At 68.6% G+C, this 17876-nt stretch carries 13 protein-coding genes and 1 tRNA gene; 5 read left to right on the forward strand and 9 right to left on the reverse strand.

Annotated elements, in window-relative coordinates; all coding sequences use genetic code 11:
* The first annotated feature begins 51 nt into the window (after positions 1-51).
* The 3 genes from yghU (at position 52) to G524_RS15225 (ending at position 3567) form a co-directional block, all read left to right on the forward strand.
* Positions 52-912 (forward strand): glutathione-dependent disulfide-bond oxidoreductase, encoded by an 861-nt coding sequence (yghU, locus tag G524_RS0106955; protein WP_027443071.1) that lies wholly within the window; start codon positions 52-54, stop codon positions 910-912.
* A gap of 75 nt (positions 913-987) precedes the next feature.
* Positions 988-1062, forward strand: a tRNA-Gln gene (locus tag G524_RS0106960).
* 294 nt (positions 1063-1356) lie between these two features.
* The gene (locus G524_RS15225) at positions 1357-3567 is read left to right on the forward strand and encodes a CHASE2 domain-containing protein (RefSeq protein WP_051220964.1); all 2211 of its coding nucleotides are present in this window, start codon (positions 1357-1359) and stop codon (positions 3565-3567) included.
* 51 nt (positions 3568-3618) lie between these two features.
* Here the strand turns inward: G524_RS15225 and G524_RS0106970 are convergent, their stop codons facing one another.
* From G524_RS0106970 to G524_RS0107000, 7 genes are all read right to left on the reverse strand, one after another.
* On the reverse strand, positions 3619-4551 hold the full coding sequence (locus tag G524_RS0106970; protein WP_027443072.1) for a FecR family protein: 933 nt from the start codon (positions 4549-4551) through the stop codon (positions 3619-3621).
* On the reverse strand, positions 4548-4919 hold the full coding sequence (locus G524_RS0106975; RefSeq protein ID WP_027443073.1) for a hypothetical protein: 372 nt from the start codon (positions 4917-4919) through the stop codon (positions 4548-4550). The genes G524_RS0106970 and G524_RS0106975 overlap by 4 nt, the downstream gene beginning before the upstream one ends.
* Before the next feature lie 96 nt (positions 4920-5015).
* On the reverse strand, positions 5016-6884 hold the full coding sequence (locus G524_RS16980; RefSeq protein ID WP_169447834.1) for a CshA/CshB family fibrillar adhesin-related protein: 1869 nt from the start codon (positions 6882-6884) through the stop codon (positions 5016-5018).
* A 59-nt stretch (positions 6885-6943) separates the two neighbouring features.
* A complete protein-coding gene (locus G524_RS0106985) occupies positions 6944-12118 on the reverse strand; it encodes an isopeptide-forming domain-containing fimbrial protein (protein WP_245561319.1) in 5175 nt (1724 codons plus the stop codon).
* A 23-nt stretch (positions 12119-12141) separates the two neighbouring features.
* Positions 12142-13179 carry a DUF11 domain-containing protein gene (locus G524_RS0106990; RefSeq protein WP_027443076.1) on the reverse strand — a complete coding sequence of 346 codons (1038 nt, stop codon included), beginning with the start codon at positions 13177-13179 and terminating at the stop codon, positions 12142-12144.
* A gap of 72 nt (positions 13180-13251) precedes the next feature.
* Positions 13252-13734 (reverse strand): hypothetical protein, encoded by a 483-nt coding sequence (locus G524_RS0106995; RefSeq protein WP_027443077.1) that lies wholly within the window; start codon positions 13732-13734, stop codon positions 13252-13254.
* A gap of 34 nt (positions 13735-13768) precedes the next feature.
* Positions 13769-14764, reverse strand: coding sequence for a DUF11 domain-containing protein (locus tag G524_RS0107000; protein ID WP_036857600.1), 996 nt, complete (start codon positions 14762-14764; stop codon positions 13769-13771).
* A gap of 165 nt (positions 14765-14929) precedes the next feature.
* Between G524_RS0107000 and G524_RS0107005 the strand changes: the two genes are divergently transcribed.
* Entirely contained in the window at positions 14930-15385 is a 456-nt protein-coding gene (locus G524_RS0107005; protein WP_027443079.1) for an MAPEG family protein, read from the forward strand.
* 10 nt (positions 15386-15395) lie between these two features.
* Positions 15396-15842, forward strand: coding sequence for an MAPEG family protein (locus tag G524_RS0107010; RefSeq protein ID WP_027443080.1), 447 nt, complete (start codon positions 15396-15398; stop codon positions 15840-15842).
* 8 nt (positions 15843-15850) lie between these two features.
* On the opposite strand, the gene trxB is transcribed toward G524_RS0107010, so the two are convergent.
* The gene (gene trxB / locus G524_RS0107015; RefSeq protein ID WP_027443081.1) at positions 15851-16825 is read right to left on the reverse strand and encodes a thioredoxin-disulfide reductase; all 975 of its coding nucleotides are present in this window, start codon (positions 16823-16825) and stop codon (positions 15851-15853) included.
* Positions 16826-16892: 67 nt separating this feature from the next.
* Positions 16893-17774, reverse strand: coding sequence for a tyrosine-protein phosphatase (locus G524_RS0107020; RefSeq protein ID WP_027443082.1), 882 nt, complete (start codon positions 17772-17774; stop codon positions 16893-16895).
* Positions 17775-17876: the final 102 nt, after the last annotated feature.

The following is a 17876-nucleotide window of genomic DNA, read 5'->3' on the forward strand; positions in this document are numbered from 1 at the left end:
GGGCAAGCGGCCAAGTCTGGTGCAAACCCCAAGTCCAAGGAGCTGCGAGCCATGGCCGATGCCCCCTATGTGCCCCCCAAGGTGTGGAGCCCCGAGACGGTTTCGGGCGGGCGCTTTGCCAACATCAACCGCCCCACCGCCGGCGCGCGCGAGGAGCGCGACCTGCCGTGCGGCGCGCACCCCTTCCAGCTCTATTCGCTCGCCACGCCCAATGGGGTGAAGGTGACGATCATGTTCGAGGAGCTGCTCGAGGCCGGCCACAGCGCGGCCGAATATGATGCCTGGCCGATCAACATCTCCAATGGCGAGCAGTTCACCACCGGCTTTGTCGCGATCAACCCCAATTCCAAGATCCCGGCGCTGCTCGATCGCAGCACTCCCGAGGCCCCGATAAGGGTGTTCGAGAGCGGGGCGATCCTCGTGCATCTGGCCGAGAAGTTCGGGATGTTCCTGCCGCAGGATCCGACCGCGCGCGCCGAGGTGCTCTCCTGGCTGTTCTGGCAGGTGGCCAGCGCCCCCTTCATCGGCGGGGGCTTTGGCCACTTCTATGCCTATGCCCCGGAGAAATACGAATATCCGATCAACCGCTATGCGATGGAGACGAAGCGCATCTTCGATGTGGCCGACAAGCGGCTGGCCGAGAGCCGCTTTCTGGCGGGCGATGAATATACCATCGCCGACATCGCCAGTTTCCCCTGGCTGGCGCCCTTCACCGAGGGGACGATCTACAATGATGCCAAGACCTTCCTAGCGATCGACGAATATCGCCATGTCGCGCGCTGGGTGGCCGAGATCGCCGCGCGCCCGGCAGTGAGGCGCGGGCGAATCGTCAACAAGCTCTGGGGCGATCCCGAAACCCAATTGCCCGAAAGGCACTCTGCCAGCGACTTTGCCGGCAAGCGGCTGGGGTGAGTCGGGCGCGCGCCGCGCCCCCCACATCGCCCCCTTCACATAGCCGCGCGAGCCGCTATAGAGCGCGGCTCCTGCTGGGGCGTAGCCAAGCGGTAAGGCAGCGGTTTTTGGTACCGCCATGCGAAGGTTCGAATCCTTCCGCCCCAGCCAGTTTTCTTATCTCCATCGATTCTCTTGCATTGCTCCGCAAACGCGAGCCCGTGTGGAGCGGCTTTGCGGGCCGGGTATGGGCTTGCTGGCACACTCGCACCCGGGGCGGATTGCGGAGAGCAGCCCGCTTGCCCCGGCCTCGCCCTTCACCACCAGGCTTCCGGCTCGGCCACGCGCGCCCCTGCGATCCGCTTGCCCAGTGTGGCCCTGCGCGCCTAATCTGAACGCCATCGCCCAACACAGCGGCGCAGGATCGGGGAGGGGCACCAGCGCAAGCCCATGATCGCAGCACGAATGGCCAGGATCAACCTCGTGCTGGTGGGACTGCTCGCCCTGCTGGCGGTGCTTGGCCTTGCGCTCGCCATGCCTGCGCTCACTACCCGCCTGCAGCTCCTGGTGTTCGACACCTATCAGCGCCTCGGCCCGTGGGAGGGGCCTGAAAGCGCGCGCGTGGCTCTGGTCGATATCGATGAGCCATCGATCCGCAGCCTCGGCCAATGGCCCTGGCCGCGCCCATTGCTTGCCCGCCTCACCCAAAGGCTGGGCAAGGCCGGCGCCGCGGCCATCGCCTATGACATCGTCTTTTCCGAACCCGATCGCACCTCGCCCGAGGTGCTGGCCAGCACCTATCCCGATCCCGGCCTCGGCGCCGCGCTCAAGGGCCTGCCGCGCCACGATAGCCTGCTGGCGCAAAGCTTTGCCGATGTGCCGGTGGTGCTGGGCTATTTCTTCCTCGCCCCCGGCAAGGGCGGCGATGATGTCAGCGTGCGCGCGCCCTTCACCCTCTCGGGCACCCTGCCCACCCGCGACGTGCCCACCTATGCCAAGGCGCTGCTGCCGCTCGCACCCTTGCGGGAAGCGGCGGCGGGCATGGGCTTTGTCACCTTGCAAGGCGATGCCGACGGGATCGTGCGGCGGGTGCCGCTGGTGGCGATTCAGAACCGCCAGGCGGTGCCGGGCCTCGCGCTCGAGGCCCTGCGCCTTGCGGAGGGCGTGGCAGCGCCCCTCCTCATCGCCAGCGACGGCAGCGGCGAGAGCCTGGCCGCGCCGGGCAGCGCGGTGGCGGTGCGGCTTGGGGCGCGCACCATCCCGCTCAACGATGCGGGGGAAATGTGGCTCCATTTCCCCCGGCGCCTGCCCGGCCCGGTGCTGAGCGCCGGGGCGATCATCTCCGGCGCGCTTTCCGATGCCGCGCTGGCCGAGGCGGTCAAGGGGCGGATCGTGTTCGTCGGCGGCAGCGCCGAGGGCCTGCAGGATCTCGTCGCCACGCCCTTGAGCCCCAGCGTTGCCGGGGTGAGCGCCCATGCCATCGCCGCCGAACAGGTGCGCGCCGGCCATTTTCTCGAGCGGCCCGATTGGGCGCGCGCGCTCGAATTGGTGCTGGCGCTGCTTTTGGGCGGGGTGTTGGCGCTGGTGCTGCCGCGTCTTGGCGCGGCGATCGGGCTGATCCTCGCCCTTGCCGGCATGGCCGGGGTGGTGCTGGCGAGCTGGCTTTCCTTCACCCGGGCCGGCTATCTTTTCGATCCGGTGCTGCCGCTGCTGGCGATCCTTGCCGTCTATGGGGTGCAGACGGTGCTCGCCTTCTACCGCGAGGAGATGCAGCGGCGCTACATCCACGCGGCCTTCGACCGCTATCTCTCGCCCGAACTGGTGCGCCAGATCGCCGCCGATCCCGGGCGGCTCGAACTCGGCGGCGAAGAGCGCGACATGACCGTGCTGATGTGCGACATCCGCGGCTTCAGCCATATTTCCGAGAGCCTTGCCCCGCGCGAGGTGATCGGCTTTCTCACCGCCTTCCTCACCCCGATGAGCGATGTGCTGCTGGCGCATAAGGCAACGCTCGACAAATATATCGGCGATGCCATCCTCGCCTTCTGGAACGCGCCGCTCGACGATCCCGATCACCCCGTCCACGCCGCCCGGGCGGCGCTGGCGATGGTCGCGCGGCTCGAGACGCTCAACCGCGAGATGGCCGCGCAGCAGGAGATCGCCTGGCCCGGCCCGGTGGCGATCGGCATCGGCCTCAACAGCGGGCTGTGCTGTGTCGGCAACATGGGTTCGCGCGAGCGGCTGAGCTATACGCTCATTGGCGATACCGTGAATGTCGCCGCGCGGCTCGAGGGGCTGACCAAGGCCTATGGCGTGCCGATCATCCTTGGCGAGAACCTGGCCGAAAGGCTCGGCCATTTTGCCCTGCTCGAGCTTGACCGGGTGCGGGTGGTGGGGCGCGACCAGCCGCTGAGGATCTTTGCCCTTTTGGGTGATGAGACGCTTGCGCAAGCACCCGAAATGGCTGCGCTGGTGGCCGCGCATGGGGCGATGCTGACGGCCTATCGGCAGCAGGAATGGGCGCGCGCTGAGGCCCTGCTTGACGAGGCCCGCGAGGCCTATGAAGCCCGCGGCCTTGGCCCCTTGCGCGCGCTTTTTGCGGCGCGCATCGCCGCGCTCGCAGCCAACCCGCCTGGGCCGCAATGGGACGGGGTGTTTCAGGCGCGGGAAAAATAGCCGCGCGCCCCGGCGAGAGCCTTGGCCACCCGCTGCCCGGCAGGGCTGCGATCAGCGCGGCCGATCGGGCCCCCTGTCGGTGGGCCTGTCGGTGGGTTTGTCGCTGCGCGGCAGGCCGGTCGGCTGCTGGCCGCCCTCGCGCCGGTCATCATCATCGGTGGCGATCAGCACGCCTGTGGCCACCGCCGCCACCGCAGCCGCGCCGAGCAGGGCCTTGCCCAAGCCGCCACTCTTGAAACTGCGCGCCCAGGCCGGGGAAATCTGCTCATGCACCCGCAAGAGCCCGGCATTGCCGAGCCGGAACGGACCGATCGGCGCCGCGCCTGCGCGCGGGATGAAAGCCGCCTCGCCCGGGGCCTGCAACACCACCGTGACGCCCGCCCCGCTCACCTCGGCACGGCCCGGGGTCAGCCCGCTTGCTGCTCCTGCCGCGGGGCCGCGCAGCACCACCAGGGTGGCGCTGGCCTTGTCCGCTCGCACGCGCGCAAGCGCCGGTTCCTTGCCCGCGATCGCCGCCGCGCTCTCGCCCACCAGCGCGTCGAGCGCGGTGCCGCGGATGCCGATGCGCCCCGCAGGCGTGGCGATCTCGCCGCTGCGCTGGCCGGCCTCGCTGCCCGAAAGGAAGCGCAGCGCGCCCTTGAGCAGCGTTGCCACGAAGGAGCGTTCGCGTCCCGGATCATAGACATAGCGATCGATCTTTAGCCGGGTGCGCTCCCCGATCCCGAAGCTCGAGCGATCAAGCAGCAGCAATTGCGCCTGGGCCTTGGCCTTGGTGGCGATCACATCGCCCCAGGCCACCTTCTGGCGCAGCCGCAGCGCTGCCGGCCGGGCCGTGCCCGCGGCCTCGATGCTGACCTCGCCGGTAACGCTCGCGGCGCTGCCCACCTCCACCCGTTGCTGCGCGCCCGCCGCCCCCGGCGCCGCCAGCACCAGCGCCGCCAGCAGGGGGCCGAGCGCCCGCAGCGATGCGCGCCGCGCGCTCACCGCGAAGCCTCCGCCCTGCCGGGGGTGCAGAAGCCCTTGGCCTGATCGAGCAAGCCCGCGGGGTAATCCTTGGGCTTGAGCCGCGCCAGTTCCACACTGCCGCCCTGGTGATCTCCAAGGCGACAGAGCACCAGCGCGCGATCGAGCCGGGCCGCCGCCGAGCGGGGGAAGCGCGCCAGCACCCGGTCAAGCGTGGCGAGCGCCTCGACCAGCGCCCCGCCCTGCGCCTGTTCGCGCGCCAGGGCCACGCCTTCGGCCTCGATCAAGCTGGCGGCGATCAGGCGCTCGTTCGCATCGTTGCTCTGCGCGAGTGATACGGCCGGCCAGAGCACGGCCAGAAGCGCAAGGAGACTGAGCCTCTTTCGCATGGCTTTTCAGCCCTGTGGTCTTGTTTCGGGCAAACCTATCACGGCTGCGGCACGCTCTCAAGCCGCGATCGCCCACAGGTCTTGCCGCGCGGCGGCCTATTGCACCAGGGCGCGGAAGCGGATGGTAAAATTGGGCTGGCTGGTGCCGCTGGTCGCAGCCGCCATGGTGCCGGTGGGGGCGATGCGGATCGCGCGGACATTGGGATCGGCCGTGCCCGTGGGGGTGTAGGTGAAGGGCCCCGAAGTTCCGACCGACGAGAATCGCACCATCGTGGCAGCGTTGAAGGGGTTGAGCCCGCTTGCAGGCGTGCCATTGGTGAAGGTCACTGGCGTTCCCGGCATGAAGGCCATCTGGCCCGGCATGTCATCGAGAATGATGATCGAGTTTGCATCAACCGTGCCTGCGCCGACATTGCGCACGGTGATCGCATATTCGACGATCGCCCCGGGGATGAGCTTGGGATTGGTGGTGCCGTTCACCGGATCGGAGATCACCGTGCTGGTCTTGCTCACCACCAGGAATGCCGCGGCGCGCCGGGTGTTGGTGATGGTGCAGGTGATGACATCGCCAAGCTGCGGCACGATTGTTCCCGGCACGGTGGTGGGCAAGGTGGTGCCGGTGCCGCTGGTCGCATTGGTGCAACTCATCGTCGCGGTGTAGTTGCCGAGGTTGGTCGTGCCTGCGGCGATCTCGTCGAGGGTGTAGGTGGTGCCCGCCACCAGTTGCACCGCGCCGGTATTGCCGCCGGTGACAGTGGTGCCGGTGCCGCTGGTGGTGGAGGAAGCGACCACGCTCGCCCCATCGCGGATGCGCACGGTGAACTGGTCGGTGCTGAAGCGCCGACCGCCCGATCCCAGCGCCTTGCGCAAGGTCAGGCGCGGCTGGGCGCCATTGGTGAAGGTACACACCAGCGCTTCGCCGAATTCGAGCTGCCCGATATTGACGCTGGTGGCGGCAAGGTTGTTGGGCAGGCTGGCGCGCGTCGGCCCCATGGTGTTCACGCAGGTGAGGCGCGCGCTGTATTGCGACAGGCTGCTCGCGCTCCCCGCTGCCATGGTCTCGCGCAGGGTAATCGGCATGCCCGCCGACATCACCAACGCGTTGGTGGAAAAGGGGCCGGCGCCGCTGCCGCTGGTGGTGCCGCTGGCCAGCGTCGCCCCGGTGATGCTGGAGGCGATCTGGAACTGGAACTGATCGGCCGTATTGATGCGCGCGCCCGTGATGGTCTTCTGCAGGCGGATCGAGGCAAAGCGCACCGCGAACATCACCCCTTGCAGCCCCCCCGCCACGGTCTCGACCGTCACCGAGGTGGGGCTGTTGCTGCCAAGAATATAGGCGCCGACCGTGCCGGCAACGCCGGTGATGTTGACATTGCTGGTGCCGACCCCAGCGATCGCGGGGAAGGTGCCGCCGCTGATCGGCGGCACGCTGTCGAGCAGCTGCCAGGCGCCGCCATTGGTGGACAGGCGCAGGGCCTCGCCCTGGTTGCTCGATTCGGCATCGGCGACGATGAAGGAGAAGACCGAGGCGCTGGCACCCGCGGGCGGGATCACGGTGATGTTCGAGAGAATGATACTGCGCGTGCCGGCGCTGGCGGTGTAGAGCACCGTGCGGCCGGGAATGCCGATGAAAGCGGTGTTGCCCACCGCCGCCCCGCTCCACGAAGGGGCGGTAACGGCGTTGTAATGGGTGGTGGTGCGCCCGCCGGTGACGCGCAGGTTGAAGCTCAGGGTCGAGCCATCGGGCAGGGCAAAGCTGAGGTTCTGCCCCGTGGCGCTGCGCGCGGTGGCATCGGCATAATTGCCAAGATTGAGCCAGCAATAGGTCTGCCAGCTGGCCGGCGCGGCGCCCTGGGCGGTGGCCTGGCCGCAGTTCTGCGCCTTGGCCGCCCCACCCCAGGCGAGCAGCACCAGCATCAGTGCCAGTGCCAGTGCCCGGCGCAGCCTGCCCGCAATCGCAATCATGCGAGGCACATAGGAAATCATGGTAAATGCGCGGTTAGCGCGGCGCGGCATGGCCCCTGTCATTGCCCGGCCCTCCGCAGTCCGAGCAGCCCGAGGCTGTCGGCATCGAACTTCATCCGCACCGCGGCATAGACGCCCTCATTGGTGCTGCGCGCCGCGCCGAAATCGCCATCGCGAAAGCCCGAGATATTGTAGCCCAGCGTCACCAGCACCCCATCGGCCGGCACCACACCGATCATCGGGCCGAAGGCATAGCTGGTGACCTCATCCTCGAGATTGGTGCGCACCGTGGCGCTGGCACCGATCTCGATGCGCTCACCGATCCCGATGCGCCCATCGGCGCCCACCAGCAGGCTGGTGCCGGAAAAGGCGATCCCGTCGAAGCGATCGAGATTGTAGCGCCCGCCGAGGAACAGCGCGAGTTCGTGGCGCCGCACCTCGACCCCGTCCACCTGCCCACGCGGGGAGAAATTGGCCGAAAGGCTGGCCACCAGGCGGCGTGCGGTGGCATCGCCATCGACCACCAGCCCGCTGCGCCCGGCCGCGCCCCTGGCCCCGGCCTCGCCCGCGAGCGCGCCGGTCACGCGGTCGCTGCGGTATTCGAGCCGCCCGAGCAGCGCGAGGGGCGAGGCATCCGGGCGATGGGCAAAGGCGATGCTGGCATCGATGATCGCGCTTGCCGCCCCGCCCTCGCTCTCGGCCCGGGTCCAGGTCGCGCCCGCGCCTACCATGCTGCCCGCGCCAAGCTGGCGGATCGCGCCGAAGGTGAGGCCGCGCCGGTCGGCGCTCTCGCCATCGCGCAGCTCGCCGCGGGCAACGATGCTCCAGCGATCCTTGCGCCAGGCCGCACCCAGCGTGACAGCGGTGAAATCCTCGAACAGCAGTCCGCCTGTAAGCTGGCCGCCGCTCGCGGGCGGCTGGGCCGGGTTGATCACCCCGCCCGCGGCCGGCGCGCCGCCCAGCGTGCGGTTGCCATCGATGGTGGCATCGATCAGCAGCGAGGGGCTGACCTGCAGGCTCTGCGACAGGCCGAAGGCGGCAAAGCTGCGGCTGCCGTTCTCGCCGATGGTCTCCTGCCCGATGGTGGTGACCACTTGCGCCCCGCTCCAGGGCGAAACCTCGATCCCGCCGCGCAGCTGGCGCGCATCGAGCGCAGCGCCATCGGCGATTTCGTAGGTGCCCACCAGCCGCACGTCGCGGGTGATGGCATAGCGCACCCCCAGCCGGTGGCGCGCGGGCAGATCGAGGCTCTCGCTCTTGCCCAGCGCCAGCGCCGTGGCCGCCGAAAGCTCGAGCCGGTTGCCCAAGAGGCGCTGGGTCGCCCCGGCCTCGAGCACGGTCGAGGTGGCGCTGCTGCCATCGGCGAGGCGATCATCGAAATGGGCGATCCCGATGCGCAGATCGGTGCGCTGGCGGGTGAGCACGATCTGCGCCTGGCCGGCGCGGCGGCGGGCAGCATCGATCAGGCTGTCATCCTGCCACAGGCTGCCGACGAGGCTGAGATGCTCGTTCAGCAGCACGCGGCCATCAAGCCCGAACTTGCGGCGCCCACGTTCGGCGGCGTTCTGCTGGCCGATGCCGTAATCGGCATCGATCTGGCGGGCATAGGCGAGCATATCGAGCTTGCCGGACTGGTGCTGGGCTTCGACCAGCCAGCCGCTGGCGGTCTCGCCGGCGCGGCGGCTGACCCCGAGTTCGGCGCGGATTTCGGTGCTCTCGCCGATCCGGGCGCGCAGATCGATGGCGCCCAGATCGGTGCGCGCGGCCTCGCCGCGGCCATCGACCAGCCCGGCATCGCTGATCGCGCTGGCGCCGATCCGCAGCGCGCCATCGGCGCTCGTCCAATCGGCCCGCACCCCGGCGTTCCACTCGGCCTCGCCCGTCCCGTCGGTCTCGAACTCGATGACGATGAATTGCGGGTTGAGCGCTTCATCGCGGCTCAGCACCGGGGCGGCAAAGCGGATCGTGCCGGCGATGAGATCGATGTCGTAATCGGTAAAGCGCACCAGCTCGCGCGTCGAGAGGATCAGCTCGGGACGGAAGCGGTCGCGCACCTCGATGGTGACGCGCTCGGAATTGGCCAGGATGCGGCGACTGGCAAGGGAGTAAGGTCCGGTGATGCCCTGCCCCTGGATCTCCTGGCGCTGGAAGCGGCTGGCGATCTGGGCGGCGAAACCTTGCGCGGTGACCTGGCCGAAGCGCGCCTCGCCCTTCACCCCGGTGGCGGTGCGGTTGTAATTGGCAAGCCTCGTCTGGTTGAAGGCGGTCTGGAAGTCGCCATAGAGCGCATAGAAGGTCGCGGTTTCGATGCGGACATAGAGCTTCTCGCGGCTGGCGGCGTCGAACTGGCGGGTCGAACCATCGCCGAACACCGTGTAATAGGCGCGCGGATCGATCGCGCCCAGCACCGGGCTGTCCTCGCGCTGGCGGGCGCTGTCATAGGCCAGGGTGAGCAGATATTTGCCCAGCACCCGGCCCTTGGCGTAGAGCGCAACGCGCGCATCCTTGCCCAGATCGCTGTCGAAGCGACCGGCGCGCTCCATGTTCTCGGCCACCGAACGCGCGCCGATCGTGCCTTCGGCAAGGCCGATGAGCGTCCATTCAACCTCGCCCGGCACGATCCAGGCCTCAAGCTCCTGGCGCCGGGCGATGCGCCCGTCCTCGAAGGTGAAGCCGAGCCGCAGCGCGCCGCTGACCATGGTCGGGGCAAGCTCGATCAGCGCCACCCCATCATCGCCCGACACCACCCAGCGCGCTCCGCCCGGCGCAAGGCGGGTGAGCTGGTTGAGCTGCTGGCGGTCAAGTTCCTCGGCGCTCTGATAGGGCGCATTGAGGGTGAAGGTGCCCGCAATCCCTTCGCGCAAGGGGCGTCCGTTGCGATCGAGCACCCGCACCGCCACCACCGGGCGGGTGCGGCCATCGGCGATCAGCCGCGAACGCTCGGGCAGGAATTCGACCCGCGCCGGGGTGCTGGTGAAGAACACCTCGCGGGTGAAGCTCTTGGAAACCTCGCCCTGACTGTTGACGATCCGCGCCTCGAGCAAGGTGCGCTCATTGATGAGCGGCACGCCGCGCCACTGGCTCACCGCAAAGCGGCCCTTTTCGGGAGTGAGCACCCCGTCGAAGGCGAGCGGATCGACCGGCTTGCCATCGACGAGCAGTTGCACGCTCTGCCCGCGGCGGTGGCGCACAGCAACGCGGATCGCCGGGGCGCGGGGGTTGGCATCGGGCGCAGGCGTGAGGAAGCCATCCTCGCCATCGCCAAGCGCCAGGTAATCGGTGGCGGCGGGCTTGTCGGCCTCACCCGGCGCGGTGCCTTGCGGCTTTTCGCCCTTGGCCGGGGCCTCGGCGGCGGGCGCTGCGGCCAGCGCGGGCGCAGGGAGCGCGGCACCGGCGGGCAGGAGAACATGGAAATCGGCCACCACCAGGCTCCCGCCCTGCCCGATGGCAAAGCGCGAGAAGGCGCTGCCGGCATTGCGGGTGTTGGCCTGGCAATCGATCAGCCGCGCGCCCTCGGGCAAGGTCATGCGCGCCACCTGCACCACATGGGTGCCGGGCACGATCCCCTCGAAGTGATAGCGCCCCTCGGCATCGCTGACGGCAAAGCTGCCATCCTCGAGCATCACGCGCACCCCGGGCACGCCGATGCGCTCGGCCTCGGGCATGGTGCAGGGGCCGGCGGTGATGCGGCCGATGATGGTCATGCGCTCGGCGATCCCGCTGCGTTCAAGCTGGAGCGCGGCGCTGGCGCGCGCCTCGCGGCCGAGCGCGTCGGTGAGGCGCGCGTCATTGACCACCCGGCCCGCGGGCGCATCGGGGCGCACGCTCATGGCATAGGTGATCCTCAGGCTCGCCCCCCCGGCAAGATCGCCGAGCGCGAGAGTGAGGCTGCGCCCATCGGGCGTGATCGACACGCCGCCTGGCGCAGGGGCGCCGTTGATGCGGATCGAATCGCGCCGCAGCCGCAGCCAGCGCGAGGGCGTGTCGGTCAGCACCAGCGCCCGGCGCACCCGATCGGCATCAGGATTGCGCAGCGTGAGGGTGTAGAACACCACATCGCCCGGCGCGGCGCGCAGGCGCGAGACGGTCTTGGTCAGCACCAGCGGACCGGCGGCGCGATCGACCGGCAGATCGATCTCGACCGGGCGCGGATCGGTGAGCACGAAGGGATCGGCAAAGGAGCCTTCGCGGATGACGAAGGGCCGGCCATCGGGGCGGGTGAGCCGTGCCAGCACCTCCGGCGCCACCGCCGAGGGCGCGCTGTAGGGCGCCGGCGGCTCGATCACGAAGCGGTAGCGGCCCGGATTGGCGAGCGGGAACCAGAATTCGCCCGGCCCCATCGGCGTGCTGCGCCCGGCCCCGTCGATCACCGGCGCGCCGGTGACCACGCTGGCAGGCCAGGGCGTGACCCCATCCTCGGCAAAGACCGTCGCGGGCGCGCCGCTCGCCGCATCGACCAGCGTCACCCGCGCGCCATCGACAGGCGCGCCGGTCTCGCTGTCGAACACCACGCCGAAGGGATCGACCAGCACCTTAACCTCGGCGCTGACCATCGCGGTCTCGCTGTCGGGGCTCATCGCGGTGAGCGTGATGCGCGAATCCGCACCCACGCTGAGGCGGCAATCCTCGACCGCCACCGGGGGCGGGATGCGGCGGGTCTCGATCACCCCGGCAAAGACACCGCTGTCGGGTGCGGTCTCGAACACGGTGATCGTCTCGACATCGCCCTCGCGGGTGGTGATGCGCAGGCGCAGCTGGTCAATCGCGGCGGGATTGCGGTTGGCCGCGGCTGCCGTGATTTCGAAGAACAGGGGCTCGCCACCGCGCAGCTGATCGGTCTGGATAACGCGGGCGGTGGCAATCGTGGCGGTGCTGCCGGCGCTCGCATCGGGGGCGCTCGCCGTCAGGCTGGCGCGCCCGATCGGCCCGGGGACCGTGCCGCAGCCTGGCTGGCGATAGACCAGCTCGGTGCCGCTCTCGCCGCCGCGGCGATAGACCCTGATGGCAGGGGGCGATGCGACAGGCGCAGCGCGCACCTCGAAGCGCACCGGGTTGCTGGCAATGCTGCGGCGGGCGCCATCGGCCTGCCAGCTCGCCTCGGCGATATTGGAGATGATGCGGGGCGATGCCGCATCAAGGCCCTGAGCGAGCCCCTGCTCCTGCGGCACGGCAAAGGGCAGCAGCACTGCCAAGAGTGCTGCTGCCACGCGCAGCAAGGAGCAGGGAACACGCAAGGCCTGTCCTCCGGATCAGGGGGTTAGTTGATCTCGACCCGGAAATAGACCGAGCGGGTCTGGCCGGCCGCGACATCGTCGAGGTCAGCCAGCACCTGGTTTTCGCCCGAGGGCCCGGTGCCGGCGCTGTAGGTGCCGCCCGGGGTGCCGGCGCTGCAGGTGGCATTGCCGTTGACGAAGATGCCAAAGGCGTTGTTGTAGGTGACGTCGAAGGGCAGATCGTCGGTCACGCTGACATCGGTGGCGGTCGCCGCCCCCGCGGCGTTCGCCACGGTGATGCAATATTCCACCGTCGCCCCGGGGATCGCCTTGGGATTGGTGGTGCCATTGACCGGATCGCTCACAACCCGGCTGGTCTTGGCGACCGTGATCACCGCGCCCGCGACCGTATACTGCCCGGTGGCGGAGAAATCGCCCTGGTTGGCAAGGTCGGTCGCGCCCGCGCCATCGGCGAGCACCGTATCGACGCCGCTGGTATTGGCCCCGGCGGTGGCGGTCAGCTCGGCGCCCAGCGCCCCCGCGCCGCCGGCCGCATGGGCATTGGCGGTCAGCGTCACGTCGAAGACATCGGCATTGACGGCGTTGAGCCCGATATCGGCGAGCACGAACACCCGCACCGTCGCATCCTCGGCCACCTCGTCGAGATAGGTCACCAGCGCATCGCCGGCATCGAAGGTGTTGTTGCCGTTGCTGTCGCGATAGATACGGAAGTTGCTGATGTTGGCGGCCGCACCGGCGGTCAGCGCGCTCGCAAGCGCAAGATCGACGGTGTCGTTCGACAGGTTGGTGACATCAAAGGCAATCACCGCATCCTGCTGGCCGGGCGAAACCGAGGTCGCCGGTCCGACATAGCTGACGGTGACATTCACCTTGCGGTCGACGGTGAAGCTGTCGCTTGCCGTCTCGGCATTCTGGGTAATGCCGCCGACATTGTAGCTGACGGAGACATTGTTGGTGATCGTTGCGCCTGCATTGGTCCCTTCGGCCAAGGCAGGGGCGCTGGACATGACGACGAGCGCAAACGCGCTCACCGCCCCCAGCAATTGGGAGGTGGTCTTCATGGCTTGGTCCTTTGCGTGTGCCCCGCGTGATCAACTCCGCCCGCAGGGCCTGGCGGTTATCGCCCGCTCTTTTCAGCGGATGATGGCTGGATAGGTGAGCCGGCCCTTCTCTCCGGGCGCGATACTGGCGATCACCCAGCGCACGTGGGTGACATCGCCGTGGGTCGCCGGGCGGGTGGTGCCGTCGGGCTGGGGAACCGTGAGGTCGGCCAGCCGGCCCCAGCTCTTGCCGCCATCGACCGAGACCTCGAGCGCCGGATCGGCATCGGGCGCGAGCCGCACGGCGGCAGGCAGCGGGTTGGTGACGGTAAAGCCGGTGACGGCCTCGGCGCCATTGTTGGCATAGTCGGTGCCGAACACCAACCGGTCACCCGGAACGATCGCGGCCGGCGCGACCAGCTCGGTGCGGGTGGTGCCATCGGCTTCGGTGATGGTCTTGACCGCTTTGACATCGCCGACAAGGCTGATCGGGCTGGCGTCCTGCGCCGCCAGCGGGGCCAGCGGCAGCAGCGCCCCGGCCACAGCCGCAAGCATCCTGAGATGGAATCCTTTCATCTTGGCAACCCTTCTTTCCTTTCGGTTGTGCTGGTCATTCCTCGATCACCACGGCAAAGCTGATGGCGTGGCTGGTGCCGCCGGACACGGTGCCGAGCGCGACCCGCACGCCGCCGGCATCGCTGGCGCTGCCGGCGTCGCTGTCATCGGCATCGCTCAAGCCGGCGGAATCGAGCGTGAGACTGCCGGGCACGTAGCGGGTGCCGGCAGGGATGGCGTCTGTGACGACCAGTCCGGCCACGCTGCCGCTTCCGGTCACATTGGCGGTGATGGTGAAGGTGGCGATCGATCCGGGCACCGCCTCGCTGCCGCCAAACGGATCGCGCAGCGCCACCGCCTTGGTCAGCGCCACGCTCACCACCCCGGCAACAAGTTCGCCGCGGGCCAGCGCGCTGGCCGTGGTGGTGCCAACCACGGCATCGCCCCCGCCGCTCCCTTGTCCGGCAAAGATCGTGCCGGGCGCACCCGTGCCGGTTACCGCCGTGGCGGTCAGCTCCACACTGCTTTGTGCCCCATCGCTGACCGATGCGGGCACTTCGACGATCACGAAGATGCGCAAGCCCGCATCGGGCGCAAGTTCGGCGGTGGTCTGCGGCGCGGGCAGGATCGCATCGACCCCCGGCTCGTAGGTGCCATTGCCGTTGCTGTCGATCGCGATGGCGACCACGCTCGTATCGAAGTCATTGCCCGCCACCGCCGGATTGGCGGTGAGGCGATAGGCCTCGGGGCCGTTGCCGGGGTTGGTCAGTTCGAACACCAGCACCGCCTCTCCCGGGCGCGCCGCGACCGGCCCGGGATCGAGCGAGGTCAGCGTGACATCAAGCAGCTCGTCAACCCGCACCTGCACTGTGTTGGAACTGATGGTGCGCGCGCCGCTGCCATCATCGAAGCTGGCAATCGCGGTGTTCTCGATCAGCGTACCGGCGGTGACGCCCCCGGCCTGCGCCGGAACAGCGGCAATGATAAGGCCGATCGCGGCCATGCTGGCGCCGGCAGCACGCAGGTGCTTGAAAGTGCGGGTCCTGTTCATCCCCCGGGCAGATACGCAGGAATGGTTAGCAAAGCGTTAGGCTTGACACCTTTATCGCTGGCCTTCCGTATTTTTTCGGATCGCCCGGCGACGGGTTGCAATTGACAATGATTTCGCCTTGCCGCAGACCCGCTCGCCTGAAGGGGTCAATCAGGGGACATGGCGATGCAGGCCCAGATGCTCGCGCCGGCCGCGGTGCTGGTGGTGTGGACGCTGATCGTGCTCTTGTGGATCATCCCGGCACGCTTCGGCGCCATCGCCAGGGTGGCCGACAAGTCGGTGCTGCCGAACAAGCCGGGGGTGCGCGGCTGCGATCTCGAAGGGGTGATCCCCGACAAGGCCAATTGGCCCGCGCACAATCACACCCATCTGCACGAGCAGCCGACGCTGTTCTATGCCACGGTAATCATCCTTGCGCTCACCGGGCCGGGCGCGCTCGATGTGGCGCTGGCCTGGGCCTATGTGGCGCTGCGGATCGTGCATTCGCTTTGGCAGAACCTCGTCAATACCATCCCCGTGCGCTTTGCCCTGTTCCTCGCCAGCACGCTGGCGCTGATCGTGCTGGCGGTGCGGGCGGTGATGGCCACCGTGCTCGCCGATCCTGCGGCGCTGCCAGGTTGAGGAGCAGGCGATGATCGGAATGGAAATCCTGAAGCCCGTCGTTGCCCTTCTGGCCTGGACGATGGTGATGTGGGTGTGGATGTATGCCACCCGCATCCCGGCGATGATGAAGGCCGGAATGGATGCCAAGAGCCTCGTCGGCACCACCGGCGCTTCGCTGCGCGCCCAGCTGACCGAGAAGGTCAGCTGGAAGGCCGACAATTACAACCACCTGCACGAAGCCCCGACGCTGTTCTATGCCGTCGCGATCGTGCTGGCGGTGATCGGCCAGGGCGATGGCATCAACGCCATCATCGCCTGGGCCTATGTCGCCCTGCGCATCGCCCATTCGCTGGTGCAGGCAACGATCAACAAGGTGGCGATCCGCTTTGCCCTGTTTGCACTCTCATCGCTGGCGCTGATGGTGCTGATTTTCCACGCCGCGATCCCGGTGTTCGATCTCCACCTTGGCGGCTGAGCGGCGGATCACTCCGCCGCCTGCGCCGTGCGCGCTTCGGCATGGGCGCGCGCGGCCAGGAAACGCTCGGCATCGAGCGCGGCCATGCAGCCCATGCCCGCCGCGGTCACCGCCTGGCGATAGGTGTGATCGGTCACGTCGCCAGCGGCAAAGACCCCGGGGATCGCGGTCTTGGGCGTGCCCGGCTCGGTGAGGAGATAGCCGCTCTCGTCCATTGGCAGCTTGCCCTTGAACAATCCGGTCGCCGGGGCATGGCCGATGGCCACGAAGGCGCCATCGACAGCAAGGTGGCTCGTCTCGCCCGTCACCGTATCGGTGAGCGCAAGCCGTTCGAGCAGACCCGAAGGCCCGGCCTCGAAGGCGCTGACCGCCTTGTTCCACAGCACCCGGATCTTGGGATTGGCAAACAGACGCTCCTGCAGGATCTTCTCGGCGCGCAAGGCATCGCGGCGGTGGATCAGCGTCACATCATCCGAATGGTTGGTGAGATAGAGCGCTTCTTCGACCGCGGTGTTGCCGCCGCCGATCACCGCCACCTTCTTGCCGCGATAGAAGAACCCGTCGCAGGTGGCGCAGGCCGAAACCCCCTTGCCGCCCAGCTCCTGCTCGCCCGGAACGCCCAGCCACTTGGCCTGCGCGCCGGTGGCGATCACCAGGGTTTCGCCGACATATTCATCGCCGCTGTCGCCGATGGCGCGAAACGGCGGGCCGCCTTCCAGATCGACCGAGGTGATCGTGTCCCACACCACCTTCGTGCCGACATGCTCGGCCTGGGCCTTCATCTCCTCCATCAGCCAGGGGCCCTGCACCACCTCGCGAAAGCCGGGATAGTTCTCGACATCGGTGGTGATGGTAAGCTGTCCGCCGGGCTGGAGGCCCTGCACCACGATCGGCGCGAGCATCGCCCGCGCGCCATAGATTGCCGCGGTATAGCCCGCCGGGCCCGAACCGATGATCAGCATCTTGGTGTGGTGGGTGGCCATGGTGCCTTGCCTCTTGATTGCGAATGTCTGGTGTGGGGGCGCGATATGGGGGCGCTGGCGGCGATTGTCACGCCACCAGCCGCGCGCGCAGGCGCGCTTTTGTTTGCGCGCTGACACCCAGGCTTTCAGCCAGATAGGCATCGAGCGAGCCGTGGGCACGCGCGACTTCGTCGAAGAAGGTCTCGATATATTCGGGGTGGACGCCCATCAGGTAATCGAGCGCCTCGGGCGCAATGGCGCCATAATGGGCCTGCATGCGCGGCAGCGACTGGCGTTCGAGCACCTCGCGGGTGGGCGCCTGGTTGGTGAGCAGGAACTCGGCCACCACATCATCGCGGTGCACGCCGAGCACATGGAGCAGCAGGCTCACCGCAATCCCGGTGCGATCCTTGCCGGCAAAGCAATTGACGAGGCTGGCCCCCTCATGCTCCGCGAGCGCGGCGAAATAGCGGGCAAAGATCGCGTGCATCGCCGGATTGTGCGGCATCCGGCGATAGACCGCGAGCATCCGTTCGCGCGCGCGCACTGCCGTCATCCCTCGAACTGCGAGACGTAGGCCACCGCATCGCCGCATCCGTTCGCGCGCGCGCACTGCCGTCATCTCCACCTGCCCGCCGCCGCCCTCGTGCGGGGGGGAATTGCTGGTCTCCCCCTCATGCGCAATCACCCGCGCGGCAAAGCCCGGCGGGCGGCGGCAGGGAAAGCCGCGCCGCTCGCTTACCCCGCGAAGATCAATCACGGTTTGGATGGCAAGGCTCTCGATCAGCGCCAGGTCGGCATCGCTCGCCTCGGTGTGCTGGCCCGAGCGCAGCAGCACCCCGCGCACCACCCGGCCCCCGCCCGCTACCGCATAGCCGCCATAATCGCGCAGGTTGTGAATGCCCTCGGTGACATAGAAGGGGCCGATGCGGGAGGCATCGGGGGCGGGCTTGAGGCTGTCGCGAATCATGGGCCGACACTGGCAGCCGCGCATGACCGGGGCAAGGCAGCGTCCCCGCAAGCCTAAGCGATTGTCCGGGGGGGCGCTCCAAGGCGGCTGGAACCGTCACAT

This window comes from Erythrobacter cryptus DSM 12079 (genome assembly GCF_000422985.1).
Classification (GTDB): domain Bacteria; phylum Pseudomonadota; class Alphaproteobacteria; order Sphingomonadales; family Sphingomonadaceae; genus Erythrobacter; species Erythrobacter cryptus.